The organism is Variovorax davisae (genome assembly GCF_030316845.1).
In the GTDB taxonomy this organism is placed as follows: domain Bacteria; phylum Pseudomonadota; class Gammaproteobacteria; order Burkholderiales; family Burkholderiaceae_C; genus Variovorax; species Variovorax davisae.
In genome coordinates, this window is the sequence record NZ_JASZYS010000003.1 from 501,564 (window position 1) to 516,373 (window position 14,810).

A 14,810-nucleotide genomic window follows, 5' to 3' on the forward strand; every position below is an offset into this window, starting at 1 on the left:
ACGCCTTATGACCGGGGCCTCGGCTTCGCTAATGTCGACGCGCATGCGTTATTTTCCTGCGCGGTGCTGCAACCCCTTTAATCGTCGACACGCCTTGCTCTGCGCCGGTGCCACGTTGCCGCTTTCTTCAGTCGTGGCCGGCAGGCCGCGCATGTTGGAGGCCTATGAAGACCAAACGCGCCGCTGGCTGCAGCGGCAACCCGGAATGACGGCCGTGGAGATCCTCGAGCGGCTGCGAGAACTTGCGCCGGCAGGGACGTTCACGGACACGCACTTGAGAACGGTTCAACGTGCACTCACAACATGGCGTGCAGATGCGATCCGGCAGTGGATCGATCAATGCCGCATGGAGACGGAAACAAGTACATCTCCCTCGGCAAAGGCTGCGGGGGTCTAAAGGGGGCCAGGCGCGGCGCGCCTGGTATCAGATAGATAAAAAACCAGTCGGGCCAAACGGCCGTGGACAACGCTTCGCGTTGACCGTTGACCACCGCCTGAGCCTGGGCGGAACACATGATCGCTGCGGCAACGAACAATACAGCCTCACGCGCTCGGTAACATTGCGCCGTGAGGCAACATGAGGGGCAGTTCCTCATGTCGCTTGACAACCAGTTCGCGCCTGAGCGCCCCTCGCCCCTGAATGTAGAGGGCCTGGTAAATAACTTCGTGGGAAATGCGCATGGACTGATCATCCGGGAAATCGACCTGCAGACGGTTGGCAATCTGCTCCGGCGACCAGCCGTTGACCCATTTGCGGTCACCACGATGAGGCTTGTTGCGGCCGATGAACGAAGCTTGGCGAGGCCCGGCGACCTCGCGCCCTTGTAGCCTTGGCGCCGGATCGACCTTGAAGCACCCGGCCCGCCTGTGCGGGCTAATTACGTCGGACAGGACACTCGTGTGAAGTATCAGCGAAGTCCGGTATCTACCTATCCGGTGCGAGGCGGGAGAAGTTTTCCTAAACGGGGTGTCCAACCAATCTACCGCGGCGGACTCTGCAAAACATCGCGGCCGGATAGAGCCGAGTAGTCAACGACTGATAGGAGGAGGAGGCGATGATCCGGTCTCAAGGTACTCGTCAATCGTCGTAGCAATGGTTCGACCGACCGCTGAGGGGGTGTCCGCGCGGTGACCCTACAACGGCGGGAACCGAGGGTTTCGCCTTTCCTGAGCGGCGGCGATGCCTTCCTTCAAGTCGGGAAGCTTCAAGAGAGTTCCAGTGAGCTTCTTCGAGTCCTCCACAGCTCGTCCAGGCTCAAGGTGCATCTGCTCGGCGTAGACCTGACGCTTGGCGGTCTTGACGGCGATAGGGGAAACGCTTGCTGCCATTTGACGTGCGCGGGTAAGCACCTGCGCCTCAAAGTCTTCTGACGGCAGCACGCCGTGAAGAAAACCCATGCTGCGCATCTCCTCGGCCAGCAACACCCTGCCCGTGAAGAGGATGTCCACCGCATTGCTCAGCCCGATGAGGCGCGGAAGCACCCAGGAGAGGCCGTATTCCGCAGGCAGCCCCAGCTTTGGGGTGGAGGTCGTGAACTTGGCGCCCGCCGCCGCATAGCGAAAGTCGCAGAACGCCGCGAGGCCGACCGCGATGCCGGCGCATGCGCCGTTCACCGCGGCAATGACGGGCTTGGCCAGGCCCCAGTGCCACACCATCTCGTGGTCGAACTCCGGATGCACGCCATGGCCGGGCCGCGCCAACGCCTCTTGCCTCGATTCCGCGACATAGTTGCTCTTCGAGTCCTTGTGGTGCTCCAGCGCCTTGAAGTCGGCACCGACGCAAAACTGGCGCCCGGCGCCGGTGACGACGATGACGCGAACCTCGGGGTTCTCGTCGAGCGATTTCATCAACCAGCGGTACTCGGCGTTCATGCGGTGGGTCCAGGAGTTGCCGCGGTCCGGCCGCTTCAGACGAACGAGGCCGACGCCGTCGGCAATGCTGGATTCGGTGACGTGCAGTTCCATGGGATGCTCCTCGCAGGGTTCAATCGCCGAAACGCTCATCGCGCTTCTTGAAGGTCGCGGTGGTTCCTTCCTGCGCGCGTTCGCGCAGGAAGTTGAATTCGTCCGGCTCGAAGCGCAGGTTCGTGCCCAGCGTGTGGCCGACGTAGCCACGGGTGAACTGCTGTGCGCCGCCCAGGCTTTCGAGCGCCATCTGGTGCATCGCCTTGCCCGTGACCAGCGCGTCACGCGCATGCTTCGAAATCCGCTGCGCCCAGTTCTCTACCGTTGCCTCCAATTGCGCTTGCGGAACCGAGAGGTTGACCAGTCCGAACCGGTGCGCCTCGGGGCCGTCGAAGCTGTCGCCCAGCAGCATCAGTTCGCGCGCCTTCTTGGCTCCGTACATCAGGATCTGGCTGTTCATGTGCCAGGTGTTGCCGGCCAGGCCGAGCCGCTGCTCGGCGTGACTGAAGTAGGTGTCGTCGGCGGCGATCGCCAGGTCGACCAGCTCCACGAAATACATGCCGACACCGGTGCAGTGTCCGTGCACTTGGGCGATTACGGGTTTCATCGAATTCTGGAACGCCATGTAGTTCATGCCGAGCTTGCGATCCCGCAGCAATCGGGTGCGCTGGCTAGGCCGGCGCAGCTTGCTGCCATCGGCGGCCGGCTCGAGGCCGTAGGACATCAGTGCATCGTTGTAGTCATGGCCGGCACAGAAGGAGGGCCCATTGCCCTTCAGCACGATGACCTTGATGGCGTCGTCGTCTTCGGCTTCGTGCAGGGCGGCGACGAGTATGTCGAGATCGTCGAATCGCAGCGCGTTGTGCTTCTCGGGTCGGTTAAGGACCAGCCGCGCCACCGGTCCGTTCTTCTCGACGATCACTGCATCGCTCATCGCATCTGCTCCTGAATTGGTACCCCGATATGATACAACGTTTGACACGGGCGTCTATGATTTGTAGCATGAAGCCATGAACTCCATTCCAATCGATGCTTCGCCGTCTGATGCCGGCGTCCAACCCCTTCGCGGCGTGCGCGTCGTGGAATTCGCCCACTGGATGGCCGGCCCGCTCACGAGCGGCCTGCTTGCCGACTGGGGCGCGGACGTCGTCAAGGTGGAGCCGCCTGGCGGAGAGCCCATGCGGACGATCTTCTCCAAGATGGGTGCTCGTGCCGGCACCCCCAACGGCGCATTCACGCTGGCCAATCGGGGCAAGCGCTCGGTCGAGATCGACATCAAGACGCCCGAAGGCCGAGAGGCATTCGATCGGCTGCTCGCGCGGGCCGACGTGCTGGTGAGCAATCTGCGGCCGGAGGCGCTGCAACGCCTTGACCTCGGTGCTGCCGAGGTGCGCGAGCGTCATCCGCACCTGGTGTATTGCACGGTGAGCGCGTACGGGTGGGGTGGCCCGGACCAGGATCGGCCCGGCTACGACATCGCGGCCTTCTTCGGCCGTACTGGGATCGCCCACGAGATCACCACCGCCGGCACCGCACCTCCTGCCCTGCTGCAGGGCATTGGCGATGCCTTCACGGCAATGGCTGCCGCGAGTGGCATCCTGGCAGCGCTGATGGAGCGCCAGCAGACCGGCAGAGGGCGGTTCGTCGAAGCCTCGCTCATGCGCACCGGCATGTGGGCGCTCGGTGGCGAATTGGGCCAGCAGGCGTTGGGTGGTCATCCCAGGCCGCCGCGGCCGCGCGAGACCTCTCGCACGCCGATGTACAACTCCTATCGTTGTGCCGATGGTCGCTGGTTCTTCCTGGTCGGTGTGGAGGCCAAGCGGCACCTGCCGTCCGTCTTGCGCGCGATCGGCCGCGCCGATCTCGTCGAGGACGATCGCTTTCGAGACGCTCGCACGATTGCCACCCACAGCCTCGACTTGATCCGCCTCTTCGATGAGGCCTTCGGCGCGCAACCGCTGGTCCACTGGGCGCGGCAACTCGATGCCCACGAGGTCTGGTGGGCGCCGGTGCAGACGCCGGCCGACCTGATGGAGGATGCGCAGGCGCAGGCCATCGGGGCCTGGGTCGAGGTGGAAGGCAGCAAGTCGGTGGATGCGCCAGTGCGCTTCGACTTCACCGCGCGCGGTGGCGTGCGGCCGCCGCCCGCGACGGGCCAGCATACGGCCGAAGTGCTGGGCGAGCTCGGCTTCTCAGACGAGCAAATCCGGCAGCTTCAGGCAGCCGCATCGCAGGAGTAATCAGCATGCACGCGACGCTTATGTCCCGCACTTGGGGCCGCGAGATCACCACGACGGTGGTGAACGGTTACCCTTGCCGGGTCTACCAGGATCGGCCGCGCTCGGTGGCGGCGTTGCTGCAGGACGCCAGCCGCTGGTGCGGACGCACCTTTGCCGTGGAGGGAGGGCGTCGTCTCAGCTTCGACGATTTCGCCCATGCCGTCGGCCGGGTGGCTTCGCACCTCGAGGCACGCGGCGTGCGTCGCGGCGACCGGGTCATCCTCCTTGCCTACAACAGCCTCGAATGGCTGGCTGCCTTCTGGGCACTGCAGTCACTGGGCGCAGTGACGGTACTCGCCAACGCCTGGTGGAGCCCCGCCGAGATCGCCGAGGGCTTGGCGGATGTCTCACCGGCGGCCGTGGTCGCGGACCAGTTGGCGAAGCGCGGGTTGCAGGGTCGTGCCGATGCCATCGACCTGCAAGAGCTGCGAGCAGTGGTGGACGCAACCGATGTGCCGGAGCCCCGGACGCTGCCCTTGGTCGATGAGGATGAGGTGGCAATCATCATGTTCAGCTCAGGTACCTCGGGCCGTGCCAAGGGCGTGCTGATGTCGCATCGGGGCGTGGTGGCGAACATCCAGAATCTGCTGGCGTTGACCGGCCGTATGCCGCACGAACTGCCGCCTGACAGCCAAGGCACGGTGAGCCTGCTGACGGTGCCGTTGTTCCATTTGGCGGGCATCCAGACCAGTTTTTCGACGCTGCTGTCGGGCGGCACCCTGGTGCTCCTGCAGGGTCGATTCGACCCCGGAGCCGTCCTGCGCCTCATTGAAAGCGAGCGCGTGCGCGTCTGGGGCAGCATTCCGACCATGGTGTCGCGCGTGCTCGAGTATCCGGAGCTGGACCAGTACGACACCTCCAGCCTGCGCTCGATTCCGATGGGCGGCGCGGCCATTTCGCCCGAGCTGCGGCAGAAGGTGCAGCGTGCCTTTCCGGGGGTCAAGAAGAGCGTGGGCAGCCTCTTCGGATCCACCGAAGCAGGTGGTGTGCTCGCGGCCGGATCGGCGGACGATCTGCAGGGCCGCTCCGGCTGCGTGGGCAAGCCACTGCCGGTCGTGGAGCTGCGAATCCGCCATCCCGACGCGAACGGCGTAGGCGAGATCCTGGCGCGCACGCCGACCGCGACGCTGGGTTGCTGGGGCGACCCGTCGCCCACCACCGACGTGGACGGCTGGGTGGCGACCGGCGACCTCGGCCGCATCGAGGACGGGTACCTGATCCTGAGCGGCCGCTCCAAGGACATCGTGATCCGGGCAGGGGAGAACGTGGCGTGCGCGCACGTCGAGCAATGTCTGCAACGGCACCCCGCCGTGGTCGAGGTTGCCGTCCTGCCGCTTCCGCATGCCGACCTCGGCGAGGAAGTCGCCGCCGTGGTGGTGCTTCGGGCTGGCGCAGCGGTGACCGAACAGGAGCTGGAGGCGCACGCCAGCGCATCGCTGGGCAGGTTCCAGGTGCCTTCGAGCTGGTGGCTGCGCGCGGAGCCGCTGCCCACCAACGCGTCGGGCAAGATCGCCAAGCGCGAACTGCTTGCGCTGTGGACGGCGCGCGAGCGGACGAGCTAGCTCAGGCGCTTTCGCATAGCTTGCGCCAGTGCGCATGCGCCTGGTCGCGCCAGCGCATGCGCAGTTCTTCCAGCCGGCGGGTGACGCGCTCGCCGTCCCAGCCGCGCGGCAGCAGCTTGGCCGGCAGGCCGGGGTCCACGCCGGGCAGCCGTTGCAGTTCGTTCACCAGCTGCACGTGGGCCACGAACACGTTCTCCTCACTGCGCGGCCGCAAGGCCGAGAATCGGTCTTCCAGCTCGCGGTAATGCGCCGCCAGCGCATCCAGGTCCCAGGCCTGGGCGACAAGCTCGGCATGCCCGATGCCGAAGGCCATGCCTCGCGCCTGGAAGGCGATCGTGTGGGCGGCCAGCTCGAGTTCCGCCACCTTTGCTTCGGCCGCCTTGGCGCGATCCTCGTGGGGGCAGATCCACAAACCCGGCGTCGGGCTGCCGAATCCAAGCCAGCTGAGCGCCCGGTACAGCCGCAGCCGGTCGGAACGGCGGGTTTCCGGCAGGGTGATGTGCAGCAGCACCCAGGTGCCGGGCCAGTCCTGTGCGGCCTGGCGCAGTGATCGGACCCGGCGGGATCCCTCGGTGATCAACGAGGTCGAAGCCGGCGCGAGTTGCCACCACGCCTTGCGGCCGTCCCGGCCGCCTTCGATCCAGCCGGCGGCGGCCGCTCGCGCGAGCGTCTGGCGTACCGCCTTCTCGGCGACGCCAACGGCGGCGAACGCCTGCAGCAGCGCGGAAGTCCAGATCGGTTCGGTCGAGGGATGGACGAATTCACCCAGCAGCGTGAGCAGCAGGGATCGGGCGCTGGCGGCGGGGGCGGGAGCGGGTGTCGGGGAGGGCATCAGGGCGCCGCCTTGCCCCGGATCGCGAAGGTGCCCGTCGCCGCCGCGATCAATGCGTCGTCGACGAAAACCCTGCATTGCAGGCTGGCGATGGTGCGGCCCTTGTGCACGATCTCGCTCTCGGAAACCATCGTCTTGCCCACGCCCGCCCGAAAGTAGCTCATCTTCGTCTCGACGGTGACGCAGGTCTGCGTCGGCTCCAGCAGCGAACGCAAGGCAGCGCCCATGCAGGTGTCGGCCAGGGTGAACGTCAAGCCGCCATGGGCGGCGCCGTGCGAATTGAGGTGCTCCGGCCGCAGCGCCACCGACCCGCGGCTGCGGCCATCTCGTGCCGGGTCGAGCGTCACGCCGGTCAGTCGGGCGAAGGGAATTTCCGAGGTCGTGGTCATGCGGCATGCGCTCCGGTGTGCGGCATCAGATGATACACATCGAAGGCGTTGGGATCGGCTTGTGTAGCGCTAGCGGTGCGGTGGTCCAGAGTTGGCATACGATGAGCCCATGCAAGCAGCGACCACACCGACCCGCACGGCAACACCTCGTGGGGGGCGCGCCGTTTCTTTCGATCGCGTGGAGGGGGCGCGCCCGGCCGACGGCATCCAGTCGCAGATCCGCGCCGCAGTCTCCTCGCAGCGTCTGGGGGCGGGCGACCGCCTGCCGTCGGAACGCGAATTGGCGGAGCAGTTCGGTGTCAGCCGCAACTCGGTGCGCCAGGCCCTGCGCTCGCTGGTCGACAGCGGATTGCTCGAGATGAAGAAGGGCGCTGCCGGGGGCGCGTTCATACGCAAAGGCGGCGGCGATGCCGTCCGGGCGGGGCTCGTCGACCTCTACTCGCTGGGCACGATCCAGCCCTCGCATCTGACGGAGACGCGCATCCTCATCGGCGTGGAGGTGGTCCGGCTGGCCTGCGAGCGCGGCACCGACGAGGAATTCGATGCGCTCGAACGCAACGTGGAGGCGGCGGAGGAGGCCGTGAGAGCGGGCGACGAGCCCCAGCGCACACGGATCAACCTCGAGTTCTACCGCTTGCTGGCGGCGATGACGCACAACCCGCTGCTGGAAATCGTCACCGATTCGGTCATGGCGATCACGCAGAAGTTCGTGGAGGATTTCCTGCGCACGTCCACGCCGACCGTGATGCCCTTCCGCCACAAACTGCTGGCGGAGTTGAGAGCGCGCGACGCCGATGCGGCCGCCAAACGCATGCTCGAACACCTGCTGGGCCTTCAAGAAATCTACCTCGAAGAAGCCGGCAAGCGCGCTGGCGAGGACAGGCCGGCACGCAAGACGCCGGCGCCCGCCCGACGGCGCTCGAGCACCTCGTAGCGGCAATCCGCTTGACAAGCGGATCGCCGCTGAGTACATTGGGTCACCCAAATAAATGGGTGACCCAATAATGACGCTCGACATTCGCCTGACCACCTCCCACTGGGCCGCTGTGCCCGGCGATCCCTTGCTGGACATGAGCTTTGGCGATCTGTTGCGCCGCCTCGCGCACGAGGTTCCCGACCGTTGCGGCCTCGTCGAGGCGAGCGAAGGCGTCGTGCCGCGCCGCTGGTCCTACGCCGACCTTCTGGCATCGGCCGAGCTGGTCGCCCGCGCGCTGCTGCGCCGATTCACTGTCGGCGAACGGATCGCAGTCTAGTCTGGGCCCCCAATTGCGCCGAGTGGATCCTCCTGCAACATGGCGCAAGCCTGGCGGGCCTGGTGCTGGTCACAGTGAACCCCGCCTACCTGAAGGAGGAACTGCGGCACGTATTGGCCGCCTCCGGCGCCGCCGGCATCTTCCACAGCGACGGCTACCGTGGGACCGATATGGGCGAGGTCGTGCGCCAACTGCGTGGTGAATTGCCGCAGCTGCGCGAATCGACGGCGTTCTCTGCATGGGACGCCTTCCTGGCCACCAGTGACTCCACCATCTTGCTGCCTGACGTGCAGCCCTCGGACACCGCGCAGATCCAGTTCACCTCCGGGACGACGGGCAAGCCCAAAGGCGCGCGGCTGCACCACCGCGGCCTTGTCAACGCTTCCCGCTTCGCGGCGCAGCGCGCCGAGTTTCCCGACGGCGGAGTCTGGGCCACCGCGATGCCGCTGTTCCACGTCGGCGGCTGCGCCGGCAGCCAGCTCGGGGCGATGACCTCGCGCGGAACATTCGTTCTGCAGACGGCCTTCGAACCGGGCGGCATGCTGTCGATCATCGAGAGCGAACGGGTGAATCACCTGCACGCCGTGCCCGCCATGGTGCTGAGAATCCTGGAACATCCGGCTCTGCCGGCGCGTGACGGGTCCTCGCTGCGCACGCTGATGAGCGGCGGCTCGCAGGTACCCGCCAGTCTGGTCGAACGGGCCCGGCGCGAGCTCGGCTGTCGCTTCACCATCACCTTCGGCCAGACCGAACTCTGCGGCGTGGTCAGCCAGACCTATCCCGGCGACAGCCTGGAGCGCCAAACCTCCACCATCGGCCAGCCGGCACCCTGGATGGAAGTGAAGGTCGCCGACCCGGATTCCGGCATGCCGCGGCCACTGGGCGAGACCGGCGAGATCTGGGCCCGCGGCTACCAGGTGATGCACAGCTACTACAACTTGGCGTCAGACATGGAACCGGCCATCACGGCGGACGGCTGGTTGCGCACCGGCGACCTCGCGTCCATGGACAGCGCCGGCTACCTGCGCGTCACCGGCCGGCTGAAGGATTGCATCATCCGCGGCGGCGAGAACATTTATCCGCGCGAGATCGAGGATGCCCTGCTGATGCATCCCGCGGTCCACGAGGTCAGCGTCGTGGGCCTGTCCGATCCCCAATGGGGCGAGATCGTCGCTGCCGCGCTGCGCCTGCGCACGGGCATGACGCCGCCCACGACGCTCGAATTGCACCACCATTGCAGATCGCGCCTCGCAGCCTACAAGACACCTGCGGCCTGGTTCTACGTGGAGGATTTTCCGACCACCGCCTCTGGAAAGGTGCAGAAGTTCGCGCTGAAGGAACAGATGAAGAGCGGCGCCCTCACGCCCCAGCCCTTCAAGAAGCCCGAACGCCTCAAGGCGAACTGACCTGCGGGCGACGGCATCCTCGAAAAATACGGAGACACGCATGATCACGACCACCAACCTTCGAACCATCGGCGCCGCAATCGCATGTGCCGCGACCCTCTTCGCCGCGGCGCCGGTCGCTGCCCAGTTTCCGACCGGCGACAAGATCAGCATCGTGGTTCCCTATTCCCCGGGCAACGGCCTGGATCTGCTCGGTCGGGAATTCTCCGAGATCCTTCAGGGGCAGATGAACAAGGCTGTCATCGTCGAGAACCGCGAAGGCGCGGCGGGCGTGATCGGCACACAGTTCGCCATGCGCGCGCAGCCAAACGGCCAGACTCTGCTGTTCACGGCCAACCCGCCTTTCGTCACTTCGCCTTTCACGTTCGAGAAGCCGCCCTACGACGCATTGACTTCGTTCACGCCCGTGGCGCGGGTCGGCTCGGTACCCCTGGTGCTCGTGACATCGAGCAAATCGTCGATACGCGATCTCGAGCAGTTGAAGGCCTTCGTTCGCAAGGACCCGAAGGCGGCGAGCTACGCATCGGCCGGTGCGGGTTCGCCGGGCCAGATCTTTGGCGAACTTCTCAATCAGGCGGCCGGGCTTCAACTGGAGGAGATTCGATACAAGGCCACCGGCCAGGCCCTGACGGACGTGATCTCCGGCAATGTGCTAGTGAGCCTCGTGTCCGTCACGGCCGCGGCCCAGCACATCCGAAGCGGGACGCTGACGGCACTGGCGGTGGGTTCACGGCAACGGTTGCCGGACTTCAAGGACGTGCCTACCTTGGCCGAGGCCTTGGGACAGAAGGACTTCGAAGCGGGCGTCTGGTATGGGTTCTTCGCACCGGCAGGAACGCCCCCCGACAAGGTGCAAGGCATGTACGCGGAAATTGCCAAGGCGGCCGGCTCCAAACGCATGACGGCGTTCATGACCCGGCAGTACATGGTACCGGAGCTGCTGAAACCCGACGAGTTTGCGCAGGCATTGAGGCGCGACGCGGACACAGCCCGCAGTCTCAGCCGCCTCTCGCTGAACAAGAGCAAGTAGGGATCGAGCAGGCTCCCTGCGTTTGGGGCAGGGCCTCCCGCCTTTTGGAGAAACATCGATGATCAAGTCGTCTGATACCGAATTCCACCGCTTCGACCCGAGCGACCGTCTTTGGACCGAAACCACGTATCTCGCCTTCAATGTGCCCGAGGCCGCACTGCACGGCACGCTGTACGTGCTGGCCCGGCCCAATATGGGCGTGGCGATGTCGTCGGTCGTCATCGCACGCGGCGTTCGACGCCGCCCCCATGAGGTGGACTTCTGTGATCCGCAGATCCACTTGCCATGTCCTGAGTCCTATGCGCGCTTCACGCTCGCCAATGGCCTGTCAGTGGAGGCCGAGAGCCTGACGGACTGGCGCTTTGCCTACGAGCACAAACTGAAGGCTTGCAGTTTCGAACTGAGCTTGCGCGGAATGCACCATCCCTTTGATCCGACGGACCCTCGGGAGAACCCGGCGGCCGCCAAAGCGTCCCAGGTGTCCGATCCCCGTGTTGGCGACGCCTGGTCGCACGGGCACTTCGACCTCAAGGGTCGGATCCGCGGCGCGCTCACCCTGCGCGGCCAGCGCTACGAGGTGCACTGCTACGAAGGCATGGACCGCAGCTGGGGCCCGCGCAACGAAACGCCCGACCGCGCAACGGCCTACATATCGGTCAATTGCGGTGAGGATATGTCGATGTGGTTGACCATGACGCTTGACGTGTCGCCGGATGGCCACGCGCGCTACGAGAAGCTCAACTCGGGCTTCATCGTGGAACATGGCGTGGTCACGCCAGTGGTGGCAGCAACGGTGGAGGCCACCACGGTGGACATGCTCGCCATCAGCGACCGAATCCTGGCCGTGGATGCACGCGGGCGCAGTCATGAGTTCCTAGGCGCTGCCATCGGCACCCGACCGATGGGCTCCATCAATCCGTCCATCGCCGCCTTCGTCTCGCTGATGCGCTACCAGTACGCCGGTCGCGTCGGCCATGGCGGCCACGGCAAGCTCTTCGGCCTCAACTATCTCGCGCAACGCCTTGCGCGCTCCGACGCATGAACACGAACACGCTCGATCTGCGCGACCAGCCCACCGAGGCATTCATCGAGGACCTGCGTCGCCGCTTTCCGACGGAGCGCGAAACCGACGAGCTGCTCACTCGAAAGATGCGTCGGCGCGCAGGCCCACCCTACCGACAGGCCTCGCTCGACGAAATGGTCGGCTGGCTGAATGCCATGCTGTCCCAATGCGTTGAGGGCCAATTCGAGGTCCATGACCCGCGCTGGCTGACAGGTGGGGCCTCCAAGGTGCAGGTGGCCTTCGATCTGGCCTGGAACGCACCGGGCCGCGGGCCCAGCCGCGATCGGCTGGTCGTGCGCATGGATCCGTCCGAGGCCTCGAACACCACCAGCCGCGTCCGCGAAACCGAATTGCTGGCGGCATTTCGGGGTGTCCTGCCGGTGCCGGAGGTGTTCTGGCTCGATCACGAGCCACGCTGGTTCCCAGAGCCGGCCATCATCTACACGTTCGTGGAGGGGGTTGCCAAACCGCGCGACGCGAGTGCCGGGCAGGTGGTGGGCTTGGGAACCAACTTCGGGCCCGGCCTGCGTCAGCGACTCGCTCCGCAGTTCCTGCAGCATCTCGCGACCATCCACACGGCCGATGTCGGCGCGATGAAGTTCACCAGCATGGACCTGCCGCCCGTCGGCACGGCGGACTGCGCGCGCTGGCAGCTCCATCGGGCCCGCCGCGTCTGGGAGGAGGATCGCGGGGAGGACTTCCCGTTGATGGACGTCGCGGCCAATTGGCTCGAACGCAATCTTCCACTGCTCGACCGCTTGAGCGTCGTCCACGGCGACTATCGCAGCGGCAACTTCCTGTTCGACGAGTCCGAGGGGCAGATCACCGCCTGGCTCGATTGGGAACGCGGCCACTTGGGCGACCGGCACCGCGACCTGGCCTGGATGACGCAGCGCGAAAAAGGCCACCTGGCGGAGGACGGCAAGACCTACCTGGTGTGCGGCCTCATCCCCATGGAGGAGTTCTACCGTCGCTACGAGGACGCGTCAGGCCTGTCAGTCGACTTGGAGCGCCTGCGCTGGTACCGGGTGCTCAACTGCTTCCAGGTCGTCACCACCACCATGGCCACCATGTATCGGGTTGCAAAGCTGGGCAAGTCGCACCAGGACATCCTTCTGGCACGGCTGAAGGCCATCGCGCCAGTGGGCGCTCATGAACTTGCGGAACTTCTGACGGAGGTACTCTGATGGACAACACCGATGTGGGTCTGAGCGCAGCGATTCGCGCACTCGCTGACGTCGTCGTCCCGGAGGTAGGCCCCGATCACGCCCAAGCCACCGATCAGCTCAAGCTGACGATCGACTATCTTCGCTTCGTCGTCGAACGCCTGCCGCATCTCCACCAGCGCGCTCGACTCGAACTGCGTCACGGCGTTCTGGCGGCAAGTACCGTGCAGTCCGCCATGCAGGCACCGGTGACATCGCCGCTTGGCGAGGCGATCGACGCGGGCAACGCCGTCCTCAGCGACCCCGACGTCTCATCATCGCGGGTTCAGCAAGCGACCGCCAAGCTCGGCGCCGCAACGGCGCAAGCCGTGCGTGATGCGGCCTCCCTGGACGAGCCAATACGCCAGAAAGTCGAACGAAGTGCGCTTCGCGCAAGTCTCGAGCGCATCGCCTTCGAACGCTCCTGGTACTTGCCGTTGCGGCTTGACCCCGATCCGCACGATGTGCGGCCTCTGTCTTATTTTTTGGAGTAGTTCATGCGGTTGCCCAAGCTCATCGTCACGGCCGTGACAGCAATCTGCGTGGCGTCCTCAGCGCAAGCCGATGCTCAGGAACCTGCCAAGGAGATCATGCTGATTGTTCCGCACGCCGCCGGCACGGGCGTCGATGCAGTAGCGCGGAGCCTTTTGGCCCCGCTGCAGACGACGCTTGAAAGGACCGTCGTGGTGGATAACCGCGTGGGCGCGTCGGGGGCCATCGGATCGGCCAGCGTGGCGCGTGCAAAGCCAGACGGCACGACCATCATGTTGAATGCCAATCCGCCATTCGTGACGTTTCCGCTCACGCAAGACCGGCCCCTCTACAACCCCATGGCCGATTTCAAGCCGCTTGCCAGGGTGGGAACGGTTCCGATGGTGTTGGTGGTCTCGGCGCAAAGCGAGACTAAGACGCTGGAGCAACTGTTGGCCTTCGCCAAGAGCCACCCTGCAAAGGCCAACTATGCGTCACCCGGCGTGGGCTCCGCAGGCTATCTGGCAATGGAGCGATTGAAGGCGAAATACGGCCTTCGCTTTGAAGAGGTTCTCTACAAGTCGACGCCGCAATCGCTGATCGATGTGACGGCGGGGCACGTCCTCGCTGCGTTCTCCTCGCTTCCGGCCGCCAGCTCGCTCATCGAAGGCGGAAAATTGCGCGCGCTGGCCGTCGGGTCGACGGCGCGGATCTCTCAGTTGCCTGCCACGCCAACGCTGGCAGAGCTCACGGGAGAAGTGGACTTCCTCGCGAATGTTTGGTACGGATTCCTGGCGCCGGCCGGGATCTCCGACGCAATGGCCGAGCAACTGTATGCCGGCATCTCGAAGGCCTTTGCAACGGAAGCGGCGCAACGAGCGCTTCGAAGCCAGGGCATCGTTCCGGAGCTGCAGTCGCCCAAGGAGTTCGAACGCTCGCTTGCTCTGGATGACAAGGCAGCCCGCCGAGTCATGAGGGGCAACCCCTGATCCATCCACCTTTCGAGAGGGCCGGGATACGGCACGTGGAAACCCCGATTGCACACTGGCGGCCGGACGGATCCCCCTCCCGGGCGGGGCGACGTCGTGATCGGCTGCGACCTGCGGGTCACCGGCGAGCCGGATGTCCTGACTCGGCTGCAACCCTCCGCCGCAATGGGGTCATCAATGCAGGCGTGATGCCGTCCGAAGACTTGACGCGGAACCTGGACTGGCAAGCTGACCCTGAGCGGGTGCTGGCCCGCATTGGGGAAGTGTCCACCCAGACAGAGGTCACCGACGCTTCGCTGATCGCAGAGAAGGAGCTCGGTGACAGCATTGGCGCCAATGCCATGCTCCCCGGAATGGCTTGGCAAAAGGGCTGGATCCCGGTGCGGCTCGAAGCGATCCTTGAAGCCATCGCCGCCGAATCCGGCG

General features: G+C 65.6%; 15 protein-coding genes and 1 pseudogene. 11 read left to right on the forward strand and 5 right to left on the reverse strand.

Features of this window, described 5'->3' with window-relative positions; all coding sequences use genetic code 11:
• Positions 1 to 151 precede the first annotated feature (151 nt).
• Positions 152 to 397 (forward strand): hypothetical protein, encoded by a 246-nt coding sequence (locus QTI33_RS35340; RefSeq protein ID WP_506555363.1) that lies wholly within the window; start codon positions 152 to 154, stop codon positions 395 to 397.
• Positions 398 to 606: 209 nt separating this feature from the next.
• On the opposite strand, the pseudogene QTI33_RS09830 reads toward QTI33_RS35340, so the two are convergent.
• The 3 genes and pseudogenes from QTI33_RS09830 to QTI33_RS09840 all read right to left on the reverse strand — a co-directional run.
• Positions 607 to 822: pseudogene (locus QTI33_RS09830) on the reverse strand (IS30 family transposase); the annotation flags it as partial.
• A gap of 312 nt (positions 823 to 1,134) precedes the next feature.
• Complete coding sequence (locus tag QTI33_RS09835) at positions 1,135 to 1,965, reverse strand: enoyl-CoA hydratase-related protein (protein WP_286505614.1); 831 nt, start codon at positions 1,963 to 1,965, stop codon at positions 1,135 to 1,137.
• A 19-nt stretch (positions 1,966 to 1,984) separates the two neighbouring features.
• Positions 1,985 to 2,827 (reverse strand): enoyl-CoA hydratase/isomerase family protein, encoded by an 843-nt coding sequence (locus tag QTI33_RS09840; protein ID WP_286505616.1) that lies wholly within the window; start codon positions 2,825 to 2,827, stop codon positions 1,985 to 1,987.
• An 88-nt stretch (positions 2,828 to 2,915) separates the two neighbouring features.
• On the opposite strand from QTI33_RS09840, the gene QTI33_RS09845 reads away from it, so the two are divergent.
• Both QTI33_RS09845 and QTI33_RS09850 read left to right on the forward strand, forming a co-directional pair.
• Positions 2,916 to 4,145 (forward strand): CaiB/BaiF CoA transferase family protein, encoded by a 1,230-nt coding sequence (locus QTI33_RS09845; protein ID WP_286505617.1) that lies wholly within the window; start codon positions 2,916 to 2,918, stop codon positions 4,143 to 4,145.
• 5 nt (positions 4,146 to 4,150) lie between these two features.
• Positions 4,151 to 5,746 carry a class I adenylate-forming enzyme family protein gene (locus tag QTI33_RS09850; RefSeq protein WP_286505620.1) on the forward strand — a complete coding sequence of 532 codons (1,596 nt, stop codon included), beginning with the start codon at positions 4,151 to 4,153 and terminating at the stop codon, positions 5,744 to 5,746.
• Position 5,747: 1 nt separating this feature from the next.
• Here QTI33_RS09850 and QTI33_RS09855 read toward each other — a convergent pair whose 3' ends face one another.
• Positions 5,748 to 6,578 (reverse strand): PaaX family transcriptional regulator, encoded by an 831-nt coding sequence (locus tag QTI33_RS09855; protein WP_286505621.1) that lies wholly within the window; start codon positions 6,576 to 6,578, stop codon positions 5,748 to 5,750.
• Positions 6,578 to 6,967, reverse strand: coding sequence for a PaaI family thioesterase (locus QTI33_RS09860; protein ID WP_286505623.1), 390 nt, complete (start codon positions 6,965 to 6,967; stop codon positions 6,578 to 6,580). Before QTI33_RS09860 ends, QTI33_RS09855 begins: the two co-directional genes overlap by 1 nt.
• Before the next feature lie 109 nt (positions 6,968 to 7,076).
• Here QTI33_RS09860 and QTI33_RS09865 point away from each other — a divergent pair, with 109 nt between their 5' ends.
• From QTI33_RS09865 to QTI33_RS09900, 8 genes are all read left to right on the forward strand, one after another.
• On the forward strand, positions 7,077 to 7,901 hold the full coding sequence (locus tag QTI33_RS09865; RefSeq protein WP_286505625.1) for a FadR/GntR family transcriptional regulator: 825 nt from the start codon (positions 7,077 to 7,079) through the stop codon (positions 7,899 to 7,901).
• Between the two features lie 70 nt (positions 7,902 to 7,971).
• Positions 7,972 to 8,220, forward strand: coding sequence for a hypothetical protein (locus QTI33_RS09870; protein WP_286505626.1), 249 nt, complete (start codon positions 7,972 to 7,974; stop codon positions 8,218 to 8,220).
• 32 nt (positions 8,221 to 8,252) lie between these two features.
• Positions 8,253 to 9,626: a class I adenylate-forming enzyme family protein gene (locus tag QTI33_RS09875; protein WP_286505764.1), complete on the forward strand. Its 1,374-nt coding sequence runs from the start codon at positions 8,253 to 8,255 to the stop codon at positions 9,624 to 9,626.
• Positions 9,627 to 9,666: 40 nt separating this feature from the next.
• Positions 9,667 to 10,656 carry a Bug family tripartite tricarboxylate transporter substrate binding protein gene (locus tag QTI33_RS09880; protein ID WP_286505627.1) on the forward strand — a complete coding sequence of 330 codons (990 nt, stop codon included), beginning with the start codon at positions 9,667 to 9,669 and terminating at the stop codon, positions 10,654 to 10,656.
• Between the two features lie 58 nt (positions 10,657 to 10,714).
• Positions 10,715 to 11,698, forward strand: coding sequence for a DUF7064 domain-containing protein (locus QTI33_RS09885; RefSeq protein ID WP_286505628.1), 984 nt, complete (start codon positions 10,715 to 10,717; stop codon positions 11,696 to 11,698).
• Positions 11,695 to 12,906 (forward strand): phosphotransferase family protein, encoded by a 1,212-nt coding sequence (locus QTI33_RS09890; protein ID WP_286505630.1) that lies wholly within the window; start codon positions 11,695 to 11,697, stop codon positions 12,904 to 12,906. The genes QTI33_RS09885 and QTI33_RS09890 overlap by 4 nt, the downstream gene beginning before the upstream one ends.
• Positions 12,906 to 13,418, forward strand: coding sequence for a collagen-like triple helix repeat-containing protein (locus tag QTI33_RS09895; protein WP_286505632.1), 513 nt, complete (start codon positions 12,906 to 12,908; stop codon positions 13,416 to 13,418). Before QTI33_RS09890 ends, QTI33_RS09895 begins: the two co-directional genes overlap by 1 nt.
• Before the next feature lie 3 nt (positions 13,419 to 13,421).
• Positions 13,422 to 14,384 (forward strand): Bug family tripartite tricarboxylate transporter substrate binding protein, encoded by a 963-nt coding sequence (locus QTI33_RS09900; RefSeq protein WP_286505633.1) that lies wholly within the window; start codon positions 13,422 to 13,424, stop codon positions 14,382 to 14,384.
• The last annotated feature ends 426 nt before the right edge of the window (positions 14,385 to 14,810 follow it).